This window comes from Kitasatospora sp. NPDC048722, assembly GCF_040650235.1.
GTDB lineage: Bacteria > Actinomycetota > Actinomycetes > Streptomycetales > Streptomycetaceae > Kitasatospora.
This window is the reverse complement of the sequence record NZ_JBEZGX010000007.1, coordinates 131147-146175: the sequence shown is the minus strand read 5'-3', so window position 1 is coordinate 146175 and position 15029 is coordinate 131147. Positions and strand designations below refer to the sequence as shown.

The following is a 15029-nucleotide window of genomic DNA, read 5'->3' as shown; positions in this document are numbered from 1 at the left end:
CGTCCTCCGTCCTAGTCCCGAGGTGACGGGATTGTCGTCGTGCGGATCGTCGCGGCGACGTCGCGCAGCGTGCCGTGCAGCAGCTGGGTCATGTCGGGTTCGGCCCGCAGGGTTGCCTTGCACTCGTCGAGCAGCCGAAAGGTGAGCATCGAGTGGCCTCCGACCTGGAGGAACGTGTCCAACACGCTGATCGGGGACCGGCCGAGGACCCGTTGGTAGATCTGGACCAGGGCCGCTTCCAGCTCGTCCGCGGGCGGCTCGACCGGACGTTCCCGCTCGGCCAGCTCCTGCCAGATCCTGATCAGCTCGCCCTGGTCGATCTTGCCGTTCACCGTCGCCGGGAGGTAGTCGACCGGCACCACCCGGTCCGGCCGCATCTGCGCGGGCAGGAGCCCGGCCGCGTGCTCGAGGACCGCCGCCGGGTCCAGGTCGGTGACGGAGCCCTGGCCGGCGGGCACGACGAAGGCGAGCAGGCGCAGCGGCTGCCCGTGGGCGATCACCGCGCAGTCGCCGACCGCGGGGTGCGCGGCCAGCACCGACTCGACCTCCCCCGGCTCGATCCGCAGCCCGCGGATCTTCACCTGCCGGTCGATCCGGCCGAGGTGCTCCAGTGTGCCGTCCGCGCGGTAGCGGCAGAGGTCACCGGTGCGGTACATCCGTGATCCCGGTGGCCCGTAGGGGTCCGCGACGAATCGTTCGGCGGTCTGGGCGGGCTGCCGCCAGTACCCGTCCGACAGGCCGACCTGACCGCTGATGTACGCCTCACCGGGCGTGCCGATCGGCACGAGATCGAGGTTGGCGTCCAGCACGGTCAGCCGGAAGTTGTCGGCGGGCCGGCCCACCGGAACGGACCCGCCGGTCGAGCCCGGATCAACGACGTTGTCGGTGACCGGCCCGGCCTCGGTCGGGCCGAAGGCGTTGACCAGGCTGCTGCCGGGCAGCACGGCGGCGAACGCCTCGGGGATCCGCGGGCTCATCGGCTCGCCCCCGCACACCACCCACCTCAGTGCCTCGGAACCGGCCTGGGACATCTCCTCCAGGAAGGCCGTCATCATCGTCGGCACCAGGAAGATCTGCGACACGCCGTGGTCCCGGGCGAGCCGGGCCAGATGCCGGGGATCCCGCTCGCCGCCGGGCCGGCAGATCACGAGACGGGCGCCGTGGTAGAGCGGCCAGAAGAGCTCCCAGATCGAGATGTCGAATCCCGGGGATGCCTTGAACAGCGCCGTCTCAGCGGCGCGGAACGGGTACTGCCGCTGCATCCAGGAGAGGTTGGCCAGGGTGCCTGCCGTCCGGGAGACCACACCCTTGGGGCGGCCCGTGGTCCCCGAGGTGTAGAGGATGTGCACCAGCCCCGGGCCGTCGTCGAGGACGAGATTCGTCGTCGGCCGGCCCGACCCGGCCTGCCCGGTGCCCACGTCATGGATCTCCCACGGGCCCTCGGGCAGGTGGTCGCGGCAGACCGGATCGGTGAGCACCAGCCCGGGCTCCGAGTCCGCAAGGATCAGAGCGATGCGCTGGTCCGGCAGGTCGGCGTCGAGGGGAACGTAGGTGGCGCCGGTCTTGACCGCGGCGTAGATCGCGACGACCTGGGGGATACCGCGCTGCAGGCAGATCCCGATCCGGGTGCCGGGGCGGGCGCCGAGCCCCCGCAGGTGATGGGCCAGCCGGTTCGCGCGCTCGTTCAGCTCGCGGTAGGTGACGGTGGTGCCGTCCTCGTCCTGCAGGGCGACCAGGTCCGGGGTGCATTCGGCCTGCTCCTCGAACGGCGCCGCCATCGTGCGGTACCGGATCTCCGGATCCCGGTGCGGGTTGAGGCCGTGCCGGATCCGCTCGCTTTCCTCCGGACCGACCAGCGGATGGCTGAGCATCGGTGCGTCCGGGTCGTCCGTCATGCCGATGAGCAGCTGCAGGAACGCCTGTGCCCACGCCTCCGTGGAGGGGACGTCGGACGAATCGGTCATGGATTCGGCGTACAGGTTCCGGCCGTCCCGGGAGACCAGGATCGTCACGGCGACCCGGTCGTCGCCGGTTTCCGCCGTGGCGGCGGCCTCGGACCGGGCGGCCTGCCGCAGCGCGTCACGGAAGCTCATCGCCGGGTCCGGCGCATCGGGCCGCGGCAGGACCGCGTCGCGTTCCTGCCGGGTGACCCGGACGCGGAGGTCCGTGCCGGGGCGCGGCAACCGTTCGGCGAGCACACCGACACAGATCGACAGGGCGACGAAATCGTCGACCCCGGCCGCCGTGGAGAGCGAGTGCAGAGTGCGCATCACGTCGGCCGACACGGTGATCGGCCCGATGCAGTCCGTCCTGGACAGCAGCCCGTTCACGAAGCGGTCCCTTCCAGGAGCGCGCAGGCGTAGAACCCCGGTGCCAGGGACTGCGCCAGATACGTCTGCCCGCTGCGGATGCCGACTCGATCGTGATAGTCGACCAGATTGATCATCCAGTCGGCGTTGCCGCAGTGCCCGTAGGCGGAGAGAGTCTCGGCGAAGTGCAGCCGGTCCGGCGACAGGCCGACGGCGCTCGCGTTGAACATCGTCAGCGGCTTGTGCAGGTTGGCCGCGAACACCTTGGTCACCTGCCCGAGCTCCCGCCCGCCGTCCCGCAGGACGGCGGCCAGCGCACGGTCGGCGACGGTCTTGCGGGAGGCGAACGTGTCGCGCCCGCGCAGTCCTTCCGGGTCCACCTTGATGGCAGAGCCGGACATCCGCACCAGACCGGGATCGTTCCGGGTCAGCATGCAGCTGACCGCCGCATCACCGAACACGGCGTAGGGCAGGATCCTGTCACGGTCGACCGGCACGAAGTCCAGAGCGACCATGACCACGTGCGTCACGTCCGGATCGGCGAACAGGTCCCGGCTGTGCCGCAGAGCAGTCAGCGAACTGCAGCACCGCTGGTAGGACATGAGGTGCGGAACACAGTCGTCCAGCCCCAGTGCGATCAGCACCCGCTCCGCGAAGTCGGACGGCAACAGTGCGAGAGCCGGGTCGCTGGTCGCGATGACGAGATGGTCGATGTCCGCGGCGCCGGCGCCGGAGTCCCGCAGGGTCCGGCGCACGGCGTCCACGACGTAGTCCTGCACCGGCCCGGACATCTTCCGGTAGGTGGTGCAGCCCATTTCGGTGAAGTCCGTGCCGAACGACACGGTCTGCCAGAGGTCGTCGAAATCGGGTATGTTCTCCGGCTTGTTCTCCAGGTCGCCGAAGGCGCACGCGAACGAGCCGATGCCGACATTGTCGAGATCCGAGATCATGGTTCCTTCGATCTACCGAGCGGATGGGGGAATGCCGGCGCCGGCCTCTGCTTCACGGGCGTCAGGCCCGATTCGGTACCACCGAACTCGCGTCGATCTGGCGGAGCACGGAGAGGATGCCGTCGACGTCGCCCAGCAGGGAAACCCATTCAGGGCGCATGGTCACGGTGTTGTTCGTGAACTTGTCGATGTAGTTCACGAGGACCAGGACCATGTTGAGCGAGCTGATTCCCAGTTCGTCGCGCGTCTTCGCCCGAGCCACCTGCTCGTACGTGATGTCGCTGGTCATCGGCTGCGTGGCGAGGAAGTCGGCGAACTTGCGGCGGTACTCGTCGGTGCTCATCAGCCGACCTTCGGGAACGGGAAGCCGTTCAGGTTCTCGGCGTGGATGCGGTTGTGGCCCCACCGGTCCTCGCCGGAGACCAGGACGCTGCCGTGGTAGTCGAGGCTGATCTCGTCACCGAACCCGCTGAGGCTGTCGATGTGCTCGTAGACCCGGACGGACGGCGACACGTACCGGGTGGCGAGCCCGAGCCGCTTGGAGTCGCTGACGTTCGGCAGTGAGCCGTGGATGCACTTGGCCAGGAAGATGACGAACTGCCCCGGCTTCATCGGCATGGTGACGATCTCGCCGGCGTCCGGGTCCCAGTCCTTGTCGAGCTGCAGCTCCGAGTAGTCGTACCCGAAGAAGTCGTGGGACTTGCTCTCCACGTTCCGCGACATCGGCTTGGTCTCGTCGTAGTACCACTGCTTGTGGCTGCCCGGGATGAACCGGAGGCAGCCGTGCTCCTCGTCCGCGTCGGAGAACGCCGTCCACACGGTCAGTTCCTGCGTGGTCGCGGTGCTCTCCTCGGTGTAGCGCAGCGAGGGGTAGGCGACCGTCTCCGACTCGAAGACGGTGAACGCCTCGACCTGGTGCCACCCGGTTCCCTGCTCACCCGGCTGCTTCTCGAAGATGTTCGTCTTCCAGCAGATGATGTCCTGGTCCATCAGGCTGCGCAGCTTGTGCACGACCGTGGGGTGGGCGATGTGCCGGGACAGGGTGTCGCAGTCCAGGTGGCGGTCGTAGTTGATGATGGTCGAGTCGTGCGGCTTGTTCTGGGACGTGACCATCTCGATCATGGCCTGGTTCCAGAGAAGCTTGGCTTCGTCCTCCTCGTAGAGGTCGAAAGGTCCGATGAAACCGTTCTCCTGGAAGAACTTCACCTGCTCGGCCGTCAAGCCTTGGTTTGCCGTTCCGCTGGTGCTTTCAGCCACCTTCTTTTCCTTTCGCCAACGATTCCTGCCGGTGTGAGCCACCTGAGAGCAGGGAGGAATGCGGGGCCGATCGGACCCACCGTATGCGGGCCGGAGCGACGCGTCTTGTCACCGGAACGGGGGTCTGCGGCGGCGGCCGCCGACGTCACCGTCGGCCTTGACTGTTCAGGTCACGGTCGCCAGGCAGACGCTCGTCCTGCAGCCGCACCAACGTGCCGTCAGGCGGGGGCGCTGTCGATGGTGGCCTGTCGCCAGTTGCGGTAGAGCCCGGCGTACACGCCGCCCGCGTCGAGCAGTTCCCCGTGCCGGCCACGCTCCACCAGCCGGCCGCCCTCGAGCACCATCACCTCGTCGGCCAGCTCGGCGACGGCCAGCCGGTGCGCGACGGTCACCGAGGTGCGCCCTGCGGTCAGCCGGCGCAGCGCCTCGATGAGCGTCAGCTCGATCTCGGGGTCCACGGCCGAGGTGGCCTCGTCGAGGATCAGGCAGGCCGGGTCGGCCACGTGCGCGCGGGCCAGGGCGACCAACTGCCGCTCCCCCGCGGACAGACTCTCACCGCGCTGCCCCACCGGGGTGTCGAGGCCGTTCGTCAGGCCGGCGAGGAACGCCTCCGCACCCAACTCGCGGAAGGCGTGCTCGATCTCGGCGCGGGTGGCGGACGGGCGACCGTACCGGACGTTCTCCTCCACGGTGGTGTCGAAGAGGAACGGCTCCTGCGGCACGACCACCAGGCGGGAGCGCAGCGATTCGGTCGCTATCTCGCGGACGTCCACGCCGCCGATCAGGATGCGGCCCCGGTCCGGGTCGGCCAGCCGCGCGATCAGCTTGGTCAGCGTCGTCTTGCCGGATCCGGTGGCACCGACCAGCACGACCTGGCGGCCCGCGGGCACCTCGAACGACACGTCGTCCAGCGTCACGCCGGCACCCGGGTAGCCGAAGACCACGTTCTCCACGACCACACCGGGCGGTTCGGGTGACAGCTGCCGGCCTTCGGCCGGCTCGGCGATGTCGTCGGCGATGTCGAGCAGGGCCAGCACGCGACGCCACCCGGCGACGGCGCTCTGGGTGAAGTCGATGACCTGGGTGAACTCCGTGATCGGCGCCATGAACAGGGTCACCAGCAGGATGAACGCGACCAGTTCGCCGGCGCTGTGCCCGGTCGACGGGCCGATCGCCAGTCCCACCGCGACGACGCCGACCACGACGACCACGGAGAACAGGTCGGCGAGGGAGATCAGCACGCTGCCCAGGTACCCGGCCCGGATCTTCGAGTCCCGCCACCGGTGGATGCCGGCCGTGGTCCGCCGCAGGCTCGGCTCCTCGACGCCGTAGGCGCGGATGACGGCGGCACCCTGGACCGTTTCCGAGATCACCGTCAGCAACTCGGCGACCCGGACCCGGACCGCGGTGTGCGCGGGGCCGAGGCGGCCGACCACCACCCGGACCAGCATCAGCAGCGGCACGGTCAGCACGACCGTGATCACCGTCAGCACGATGTCGTAGTAGGCCATGCCGGCGAGGGCGGCCAGCATGATGGCGCCGTTCACCAGCCAGGCGATACCGCCCCACTGCAGGAACATGCTGAGGGTCTCGACGTCGGAGGTCACCCGGGACACCAGCTTCCCCCGGGCCTCGGCCGAGTGGTACGCCACACTCAGCCGGTGCACATGGGTGAAGGCGCGGACCCGCAGGTCGAACAGCGCACGTTCGCTGGCGATCGCAAGACGCACCAGGCTGGCCCAGTTGACCACCGCGGTGAACACCACCACCAGCGCGGCCACCGCGCCGAGCCTCAGAAGCCGGCCGCCGTCGATATGACCGGTACTGAGCCCGCGGTCGATGACCTGCTGAATCAGCACCGGCACGGCGAGCCGACCGATCCCGCCGAGCAGGGCGAGGACGACCGTCAGCGCCAGGCCCTGACGAATCGAGGGGATGGCCGCCAGACCGCGGCGGATCACGGCGGTCGTCGACCCCGTGACGCTCTCGGGGTCGGCCGGGTCGATCGTGGTCATGCCTGCACCCGCTCTCGCTCGTAGGCCCGGATCAGCCGGTCGTAGCCGTCGATCCGCAACAGGTCGGCGTGTGAGCCGACGCTGGCCACCCGGCCCTGCTCGAGGTAGACGACGGCGTCGGCGAGAGCCAGCGTCGCGGCGCTGGTGGTGACGACGATCGTCGTGGTGGAGGTCAGGCCGGTCGCGATGCCGCTCATGATCTCCTGTCGGGTGGTGGCGTCGACGGCGGAGGTCGCCTCGTCCAGCAGCAGCAGCCGTGGCCGGTGGGCCAACGCCCGTGCGAGCGCGATGCGTTGCCGTTCGCCACCGGAGAGCGTGACTCCACGCTCGCCGACCGGCGTGTCCGCCCCGTTCGGCTGGCCGTCCACCAGCGCGGTCGCCCGGGCCAGGCGGAGCGCCTCGTCCAGCCGCGGATCGGCCGCGGCGGAGGCGGAGGCGGAGACGGGGGCGTCGAAGTCGAGCAGCACGTTCCCGGCGAGCGAGCCGGCGAACAGGAACGGCTCCTGGAAGGCGGCTGCGATGGCCGCCACCCGGTCGGCCGGGCTGATCCGGCTCAGGTCGGCCCCGTTCAGCAGCACGGTGCCGCCGGCCGGCGGCACCAGGCCCGTCAGTGCCAGCAGCAGCGTGGACTTGCCCGACCCGGTACCGCCGGTGATCGCGACGGTGGCGCCGGACGGCACGTGGAAGCTCACTCCGGACAGCGCTGCCGCGCCGCCCGGGTAGGTGAAGGAAAGGTCCTGGACGCGTACGTCGAGCGGGCCGTCCGGCAGCGGCTGCGGATCCGCCGTGGCCGGCGGCAGCGGCTCGTCGAGCACCGCCTGGACCCGGGCGTACCCGGCCAGCATGCGCGGCACGTCGCCGAGCACGTTGCCGATGGTGCGCACCGGGACCACCAACATGGCGAACACGTTGACGAAGCTGACCAGGGCGCCGACCGTGATCGCTCCGCTGTTCACCCGGAACGCGCCGACGATGACGATGACCAGCGAGGTGACCGTCGGGATCGACTCGACCAGCGAGTCCAGCATCCACTCACGGACGGCCAGTTTGATCTTCGCGTCGCGCAGACCGGCCGCCTCGGCGGCGAAGCGGTCGCGCTCGACGCGGTCCCGGCCGAGCATCTTCACCAGGGCCGCGCCGTCGAAGCTCTCGTGGGCGACCTCGGTCACCCGCCCCAGCCGCTCCTGGACCGCCTCGGCGGGCACCTCGACCTGTTTCTGGTAGACCGAGTTGACCAGCAGCAGCGCCGGGATCATCATGCCGCCGACCAGGGCCAGCACCGGGTCGACGGCCAGCACCCACCCGACGGTGACCACGAACAGCACCAACATGCCGAGCACGTCCGGCAGCCGAGCGGGCAGCTCCGCCGCCGCTTCCGCGTCCGTCGTGACGTGCGCCAGCTTCTGGCCGGTCGAGTGGGCCTGGTGGTACGTCATCGGCAGCTGGTGGTACCGCCGGACGACGGCGTCCCGCAGGGTGGCGTCGAAGCGCGCCCTGGTCACGACGAGGGTCCAACGCCGGATCAGTCCCGCGGAACCCTGCAGCACGCCGACGGCGGCCACCGCCACCAGCACGGCGAGGATCGTGCCGGTGGCGACGTGGCCGTTGTCGAACCGCGGGATCACCACGTCGTTGCACAACGCGCCGAGCGCCACCGACCAGGCGACCAGGCTCGTGCCGTACAGCAGCGAGCCGACGAGTCCCCAGGCGATCGGGCCCGGGTGGGCGCGGAAGGCGGCGAGCAGCAACGCCCGTGATCGCCGGACCTGTTTGAACCGCCCGGCCGTCCTCTGATCTGTCATCTCGCCTTCCCGGCCCTTCGCCTTCGTTGGTCGAACCGGTCGGCGAAGCACGGACGCGCCGACCGGCGTCGAGACGATGTCCCGGACTTAGAAGTAGGACTGCAGCTCACCGCGTCGGCGCACGTCCGTGGTGGCGCAGTGGAAGGAGCCGCCGAAGGTGTTGAAGTTCCGGAACGGACAGGGAATCGGCGTGATGCCCCAGTTCTCGGCGAGTTCCTGCATCGGCCGGTCCTCGGCCTCGACCACCATGTGGGTCTCGTCCAGCATCAGGATGTTCATGTTGATCCACTTGCTGGTCATGTACAGCGGGTGGCCGTCCGGGATGACCGGCGCCGGTGCCCGGCGGACCTCCCAGTCCTTGAACTGGCGCGGCACCTCGACCACCCGGTCGGGATGGATGAGCAGCTTGCCGGGTGCGATCGGCATCAGGCTCGCGTCGATGTGCATCGGATGGTCGTCCGCCAGCTCGACCACGTGCACCTGGTACTCGTCGCCGATCTCCCGGCGCACCCACTCGATGCCCATCATGTTGGTGACGTGGCTGCGCTGCGCGAAGATGTCCCGGCCGCACCGGATGAAGTCGGCCGCGTCGAAGGTCGGTTCGAACTCGGTGATCACCGACCGGAACGGCTCGCCCTCCGGCTGGTCGGTCCAGCCCTCGACGTACAGCTCCTCGCTGAGCTCCGGGCGCGGGCCGGCGGACCACCGGGCGCCCGCACGGAAGTACTCCTTGAGCAGTGGCCGGTAGGCGGAACTGGCGAAGTAGCGCGACCGCCAGGCCATCGGCGCCTCGATGATCTGCTCACCGATCACCAGCAGCAGGTCGCGCGGCATCGCGTCGTAGAGGCCGGTGCTGGTCCAGCCCGGCGCGCCGTACGACTGGCCGTGGTCGCGCGAATCCGGTCGGCGCACCTGCACGCCGTGGTTCTTGAGGATGTCGACGAGCTGGTCGAGCTCGTCGCGGGCCGCGGCGATCTGGTCGGCCGGGAACGGCTTGCCGGCGTTCTCCCTGAACACCGCGCGCTGTTCCGGCGAGAGCGGCGCGGCCGTCACGGTGTCGTACGGCGGGAAGTGCGCACCGTCGACGGTGCCGACGATGACCTCCTCCAGCGGGTCCCACTCGTTGTAGGCGCGGACCGGCGACCCGGTCGTCTCCTCTGACTCAGACACTGTTCGTCCTTCGTTCGTCGGTGTACAGGGTTCCGCCGGACCACACGTACGGTGTGCCGCCCCAGGCGGTGGCGGTGGCCACGTCGGGGAAGAACCCGTGTCCCGACAGGTTGGCGCTCGTGTTGCACAACAGGGGGATCCCGCTGATCCGGTGGTACTCCTCGAGCACCCGGCCGACCCTGGTGTGCGGTGTGTCCGGCCGGATGGTCTGCAGCCGGGCCGTCCCGTCCAGGTGCAGCACGGCCGGCACCCGCTCCGCCCAGCCGGTCCGCAGCCGGTGGTCGAAGAGCATGTACGGGTCGGCGCCCCCGGGGTCGAAGACCGCCGACGCCGCCGACTCCAGGCAGATCGGCGCGACCGGCCGGTACGGCTCCCGGTGCTTGATCCGGTTCAGCTCGTCCTTCATGGCCGGCGCCACCGGGGCGGCGATGATGCTGCGGTTGCCGAGCGCCCGCGGGCCGAGTTCGGCCCGCCCGTCGACCACCGTCACCGGCGCACCCGTGGTGTGCAGTAGTGCGGCCAACTGCGCCTCGTCGCACGGCCGGGCCGACCAGCCGGGCGCTGGCCGACTGGGCGTGACGGCCGGCCCCGAGTAGACGCTCCACTCCAGCTCCGGCCCGCCCCCGTGGCTGAGCACCTCGCAGAGGGCGGTGCCGATGGCGGCACCCGAGTCGTTGGTGAACGGCGGCACCCAGACACCGGCGAACAGCCCACTGGAGCGGATCATGCTGTTCCACTTGATGTTGAGCGCACATCCGCCGGCGAGGCAGATCGGCAGCAGTGCGGGCAGTTCGAGCCGGGCCACCGCGTCGGTGAGCGCGCCGACCAGCGTCCGGCCGATGAACTCCTGGCAGGAGGCGATGAGGTCGGCGCTCGAATGCGACGGGAAGAGCCCGGTGCAGCGGGCGGCCAGCATCGTGCCGACCTCCGGGCCCATCAGGTCGGCGCCCAGCTCGGCGACGAGTTTGTCGAGCACCGCCAGCACGTCGTCGTCCACGGCGCCCAGGCCGGCGTACGCCATCGCCTTGCCCGCCGTGCCGAGGTGGTGCTCGACGATCTGGACCTCCGTGAGCCCGTCCAGCGACCGGTGGAACGGTTCCAGCGCGAGGCAGAAGTACGTGAACATGTCGCCGACCAGACCGAACAGCGGACCCAGGTACTCGCCGGTCACGGGTCGGCCGGGACGCACGAGGTACAGCCGGGGCAGCGTGCCGCCGTCCCAGACCAGGCCCAGCGAGGTCTGGCCGGCGAACGGACCGGTGCTGTAGCTGGCGTACAGGTGGTGGCTCACGTGCGGGTAGCTGCTGTAGCCCCCGGCCAGTGGGCTGCCGGGGATGCCGTCGAACGTGTACCGCGCCGGCAGGACGGGGACGAACGGGTCGGCGGCGTACGGCGCGGTGGCGACGCTGACCGGCTTTCCACCGGACAGGGTGTCGATGAGCGTCGGTCCGTCGCCCTCCGACCACCATCCGTCGATCACGAAGCGGTCCACGTCGGCGACGTCGAACCCGTGATCGGCCAGGACGGCGGAGATCCGGTCGAGGTCGCCGAGCGCGCTGTAGCGCCGGCCGTTGCCGAGCTTCTCCATCTCGGCACTGAAGACCAGACGCTGCCCGTCGAGCACGGCCACCGCGCCGTCGTGGGAGACCTTGATGCCGCAGACGATCACCGCTGGGACCCGCCCATGGCCGCCCGCAGGCTGGCCGGCCGCATGTCGGTCCACAGCTCGCCGATCCGGGCCAGGCAGTCCTCCCGGGGCGCGGGCTCGCCGACCGGGGTCCACCCGGCCGGCACCGGTCGGTCCGACCGCCAGATCGAGTACTGCTCCTCGTCGTTGTGCACGACCACGTACGTCTCATCGATGTCGGTCATGACTGCCCCTCGTTCTCGGTTCCTACGGCACGCTGTTCCCGGGACGGGTGGACGCGGCCGGACAGCATCTCGATCTCGATCTCGATTCCGACCTTGGCGTCCGGCGAACCGGCCGACTCCGCCGGGTCCAACCGGGCCAGGTGTCCGGCGATCCGCTCCCGGTCGCTCACCAGCCGGACGTGCCCGCGGACGTTGACCGACATCGGCTTGCCGGCCGACGCCGGGTCGAACACCGCCAGCACCTTGCCGCCGTCGGTCAGCGGCACCGCGTCCGTCCGGTCCAGCACTCCGAACAGGACTCCCCGCCGGCCCCGGTTCCGGTCCAGGGCCAGCGGCAGCCGGATCGCGACCGGGAACTCCGAAGGTCCGGCGCTGATCACGGTGCCGGAATCACACCGCCGGATCTGCGCGACCAGGGCCTCGAAGTCGTCCTGCGCGGCGGGGAACGCCCGCGCCATCGAACCGCCGTCCTTCGCGATGGCCGTGATGATCTGCTTGGACCGGAACGGCAGCAGCGACAGCAGCGTCTCGCCGAGCCCGTGCGTCGCCTCGGAAAGGCCCTGCAGGTACAGTCCGCAGGTCAACTCCTCGGCAGAACGTGCCCGGTGGTCCTGGGAGACCACGGGCCGGCCGTGGTCGTCGGTCTCGAGGTAGGGCAGGACGTCCCGGTACATCTCCGTGTCGAGGTCCCGCCGGTAACCGGTGGCCAGCACCAGTCCGTCCGTGCGCAACTCGTGGGCTCCGGCACCGAAGCGGCTGTACACGCCGACCCGGACTCCCGTGCCGTCGGAGTCGGCCGAGGTCAGCCGGCAGCCGTCGTGCACCACGAGCCGGGTCCGGCCGCGTACCTCGTCGGCGTAGACCAGGCGGTACAGGTCGTCGAGGAAACCCGCCTCGACGACGGCGTAGTTGGTGTCGCGCAGGCGGGCGGCGTAGTCGCGCCGGTTCTCCTCGCTGCGGAAGTAGAAGGCGTCGGCGTTGGCCTCGAAGAACTGCTCGTTGGCGAACGGATTGTTGTCGGTGGCGCTCAGCGAGTACCCGGGCAGGACCAGGTGCACCCGCGAGTTGCGGTAGCGGTCCAGCAGGTAGTGGGTGATCTCGCCGGCGCTCTGCCCGTCCCCGGCGACCGCGAACTCCCAGTCCCGGTCGTGGTCGGTGAAGGCGCCCGGGAACTTGGACAGGAACGCGCTGGAGTGCACCACGGACGGGCCGGTCGTCACCCCGGCGGGCACCTTCGGCAGGCCGCCGAGCCCGTGCACCACGTTGCGGGCGTGGTACTCGACCACCTCACCGGTGGCGGTGTCGGTGGCCGTCACCCGCAGCAGCGACAGCGTGCCGTCGTCGCCGCGGACCGGGGACACCGAGGTGACCGCGGAGCGGTACCGCACCGTGCCGGAGAACTGACTGCCGACCCACCGCAGGTAGTCCTGGAACTCCAGCCGGGTCGGCCGGAACTCGGAGAGGTTGACGAACTTCTCGAGCCGTCCCTTGGCCTTCTGGTACGCCAGGAAGGTGAACGGGCTGGCGAGATTACGCAGGGACACCAGATCCTTCAGGAACGAGATCTGCATGCGTGCCCCGTCGATGAGCATGCCCTCGTGCCAGCAGACGTCCGGCGAGCGCTCCAAGAAGAGGCAGCTGCGATCGGGGGCGATCTCCTGAGCGGCGATCGCCAGCGCGATGTTCGACGGTCCGAAACCCAGACCGATCACGTCGTACGGGTCGTCCCGCGTGCCGAGATCCTTCACGTACTGTTCCTTCCTCGACGGCTGAGCGGCTTCATCCGACGGACGGTTTCGCCGACGGGCGCTGACCGACGCGGCCCGTGTCCAGGAAGCCGACCAGGGCCGGCACCGGGGAGACCACGCGACCGGCTTCCTCGAACTGCTCCTGGTACTGCTCGGCGACCACGGGCAGCCGGCTCCAGTGCGTCGCGGGGCGAAGGTGGTGCTCCTGGTGGTAGCCGTCGTTGAAGGTCAGCAGGTTGTACAGCCGGCCGTAATGGCTCACCGAGTTCGCGTACCGGCTCTCCGGCTCCGCGCCGAAGTGCCGGTAGTAGTTCTGGACGTTGACCAGGGTGAACGCGAGCGCCACCGAGGGCAGGTAACACAGCAGGGTCCACTGCCAGGACAGAACGGCCAGCAGCACCGTGAACGCGAGGTACGCGAGCCGGTCGTACCTGATCTGGCTGAGTTCGGCGGCCCGGCGGGTCGGGTTCCGGGAGGCCAGCCCCTGCAGCGTGGCCTCCTGCGGGCCGACCGCGCACCCCCGGCGCAGCATCGCCCAGGTGGCTACCCACTCCAGAGCGGAGGAGGCCAGGCCGCCGACCAGGTACCGCCACAGCGGGGCGTGCCCGTCGTCGCGGCCGTGCCGGTAGGTGGAGGTGATGTCGGCGGTGGTCCCGTCACGCTTGCGGTCGTTGTTGTAGCGGTGGTGGTTGCGCACGTGGGTCAGGTAGTAGCCCTGCACCGACTGCGCGATGTTCGCCGAACTCACCAACGACAGAGCGGCGTTCAGGCGGCTGTCGGTGAACCAGGGCTGATGGACGAACAGGTGGGTGACCACGATGATCGAGTACGTCATCATGGCCGTGACCAGGGCGGCGGAGCCGAGCCTGGGCCACAACCCGTCCGGCGTCAGAGCCGCGAGCGCGATGGTCCCGGCGAACTGGGTCACAGTGATGGCGAGCAGGATGGCGTCGGCCGGACTGTTTCGCCAGAACTGCTGTGGTTTGGCGTCGACCATTGCACCAGTACCTTTCCGTACGCGTGGTGGACCTGCCCGGCGATTCACCGAAGTGCGATTCCCTGCGCGAATTCGCAAGCACCGGGAATCGGGCCATGGGCCACAGAGCCCGGGATACGGTGACGACGCTAACCATGGCCGGAACTGTCAACGATGCCGTCGACCGGGCGTTCACCACTCGCGCCACCGCGGGCGCCTCGACCTCGCCCGAGGTCGAGAGGGCATGAGGCCGCGTCCGGCGTCCAACTGTTCACAATCGGCACTTGGAAGCGAGAACTGCACACGAAAAGCCGTGCGCCGCATGGTCCTCGGACCATGCGGCGCACGGATGTCGTTGTCCTGGCCCGGTCTGCGCGGATGCGCACCGGGTCCGTCGTCAGTCGCCCAGTTTGAAGATCAGCTCGGTGACGGTGGCCTGACGGCCGGGGGCGAACGAGTCCTCACTGCCGACGCGCACGAAACCGTTGCGCTCCAGCACCCGGACGGAGCCGGCGTTGTCCTCCACGACCCGGGCGTGGATCGGCCGTTCCGTCACCTCGTCGAGCAGCGCCGCGACGGCCGCCGTGGCCACACCCCGGCCCCACCAGTCCTTGCGGATCCAGTAGGTGAGTTCCGTGTCGCCCTCGATCGGGAAGGTGGCCACGCTGCCGACGACCTCACCGTGGATCTCGACGACCCGGTTGACGATCGCGTCGTCGGCCAGGATCTTCCGATACTTCTGCCGGAAGGCGTCGGCGTCGCGGGCGGTTTCGGCGTCGGTGAAGGCCGCCAACAGCTGGGCTTCCTCGTCGAGTTGGATGTCGAAGAGCGTCGGAACGTCATCTTCGGTCAGGGGTCGCAACGAGATGTCCCTGGCCACGTCGTCAGTCATCACATCTCCGTGTCGGACGGAACGACGGGTCGTTCCAC

General features: G+C 69.7%; 12 protein-coding genes. All 12 read right to left on the bottom strand.

Annotated elements, in window-relative coordinates; genetic code table 11:
• Positions 1 to 11: 11 nt before the first annotated feature.
• The 12 genes from AB0C76_RS08315 to AB0C76_RS08260 all read right to left on the bottom strand — a co-directional run bounded on the left by AB0C76_RS08315 (position 12) and on the right by AB0C76_RS08260 (position 14991).
• Positions 12 to 2330, bottom strand: coding sequence for an amino acid adenylation domain-containing protein (locus AB0C76_RS08315; protein ID WP_359961545.1), 2319 nt, complete (start codon positions 2328 to 2330; stop codon positions 12 to 14).
• Positions 2327 to 3259: a hypothetical protein gene (locus AB0C76_RS08310; RefSeq protein WP_359961542.1), complete on the bottom strand. Its 933-nt coding sequence runs from the start codon at positions 3257 to 3259 to the stop codon at positions 2327 to 2329. The genes AB0C76_RS08315 and AB0C76_RS08310 overlap by 4 nt, the downstream gene beginning before the upstream one ends.
• A gap of 61 nt (positions 3260 to 3320) precedes the next feature.
• On the bottom strand, positions 3321 to 3602 hold the full coding sequence (locus tag AB0C76_RS08305) for a hypothetical protein (RefSeq protein ID WP_359961539.1): 282 nt from the start codon (positions 3600 to 3602) through the stop codon (positions 3321 to 3323).
• Complete coding sequence (locus AB0C76_RS08300; RefSeq protein WP_359961538.1) at positions 3602 to 4480, bottom strand: chlorinating enzyme; 879 nt, start codon at positions 4478 to 4480, stop codon at positions 3602 to 3604. The genes AB0C76_RS08305 and AB0C76_RS08300 overlap by 1 nt, the downstream gene beginning before the upstream one ends.
• Positions 4481 to 4734: 254 nt before the next feature.
• Positions 4735 to 6531 (bottom strand): ABC transporter ATP-binding protein, encoded by a 1797-nt coding sequence (locus tag AB0C76_RS08295; protein WP_359961536.1) that lies wholly within the window; start codon positions 6529 to 6531, stop codon positions 4735 to 4737.
• Entirely contained in the window at positions 6528 to 8333 is a 1806-nt protein-coding gene (locus AB0C76_RS08290; protein ID WP_359961533.1) for an ABC transporter ATP-binding protein, read from the bottom strand. The genes AB0C76_RS08295 and AB0C76_RS08290 overlap by 4 nt, the downstream gene beginning before the upstream one ends.
• An 87-nt stretch (positions 8334 to 8420) precedes the next feature.
• A complete protein-coding gene (locus AB0C76_RS08285; protein WP_359961530.1) occupies positions 8421 to 9503 on the bottom strand; it encodes an amidinotransferase in 1083 nt (360 codons plus the stop codon).
• Positions 9496 to 11172, bottom strand: coding sequence for a carbamoyltransferase N-terminal domain-containing protein (locus AB0C76_RS08280; RefSeq protein ID WP_359961527.1), 1677 nt, complete (start codon positions 11170 to 11172; stop codon positions 9496 to 9498). The genes AB0C76_RS08285 and AB0C76_RS08280 overlap by 8 nt, the downstream gene beginning before the upstream one ends.
• The gene (locus tag AB0C76_RS08275) at positions 11169 to 11375 is read right to left on the bottom strand and encodes an MbtH family NRPS accessory protein (protein WP_359961524.1); all 207 of its coding nucleotides are present in this window, start codon (positions 11373 to 11375) and stop codon (positions 11169 to 11171) included. The genes AB0C76_RS08280 and AB0C76_RS08275 overlap by 4 nt, the downstream gene beginning before the upstream one ends.
• Entirely contained in the window at positions 11372 to 13123 is a 1752-nt protein-coding gene (locus AB0C76_RS08270) for a SidA/IucD/PvdA family monooxygenase (RefSeq protein WP_359961522.1), read from the bottom strand. The genes AB0C76_RS08275 and AB0C76_RS08270 overlap by 4 nt, the downstream gene beginning before the upstream one ends.
• A gap of 31 nt (positions 13124 to 13154) precedes the next feature.
• Complete coding sequence (locus AB0C76_RS08265) at positions 13155 to 14120, bottom strand: fatty acid desaturase (protein ID WP_359961519.1); 966 nt, start codon at positions 14118 to 14120, stop codon at positions 13155 to 13157.
• Positions 14121 to 14496: 376 nt separating this feature from the next.
• Positions 14497 to 14991, bottom strand: a complete 495-nt coding sequence (locus tag AB0C76_RS08260; protein WP_359961516.1) for a GNAT family N-acetyltransferase — start codon at positions 14989 to 14991, stop codon at positions 14497 to 14499.
• Positions 14992 to 15029 lie beyond the last annotated feature (38 nt).

What these genes read in the sequence shown, in the direction of transcription:
- AB0C76_RS08310 (WP_359961542.1), bottom strand. Translation starts at nt 3,259, where the DNA reads ATGATCTCGGATCTCGACAATGTCGGCATCGGCTCGTTCGCGTGCGCC.
- AB0C76_RS08275 (WP_359961524.1), bottom strand. Translation starts at nt 11,375, where the DNA reads ATGACCGACATCGATGAGACGTACGTGGTCGTGCACAACGACGAGGAG.
- AB0C76_RS08295 (WP_359961536.1), bottom strand. Translation starts at nt 6,531, where the DNA reads ATGACCACGATCGACCCGGCCGACCCCGAGAGCGTCACGGGGTCGACG.
- AB0C76_RS08265 (WP_359961519.1), bottom strand. Translation starts at nt 14,120, where the DNA reads ATGGTCGACGCCAAACCACAGCAGTTCTGGCGAAACAGTCCGGCCGAC.
- AB0C76_RS08260 (WP_359961516.1), bottom strand. Translation starts at nt 14,991, where the DNA reads ATGACTGACGACGTGGCCAGGGACATCTCGTTGCGACCCCTGACCGAA.
- AB0C76_RS08290 (WP_359961533.1), bottom strand. Translation starts at nt 8,333, where the DNA reads ATGACAGATCAGAGGACGGCCGGGCGGTTCAAACAGGTCCGGCGATCA.
- AB0C76_RS08305 (WP_359961539.1), bottom strand. Translation starts at nt 3,602, where the DNA reads ATGAGCACCGACGAGTACCGCCGCAAGTTCGCCGACTTCCTCGCCACG.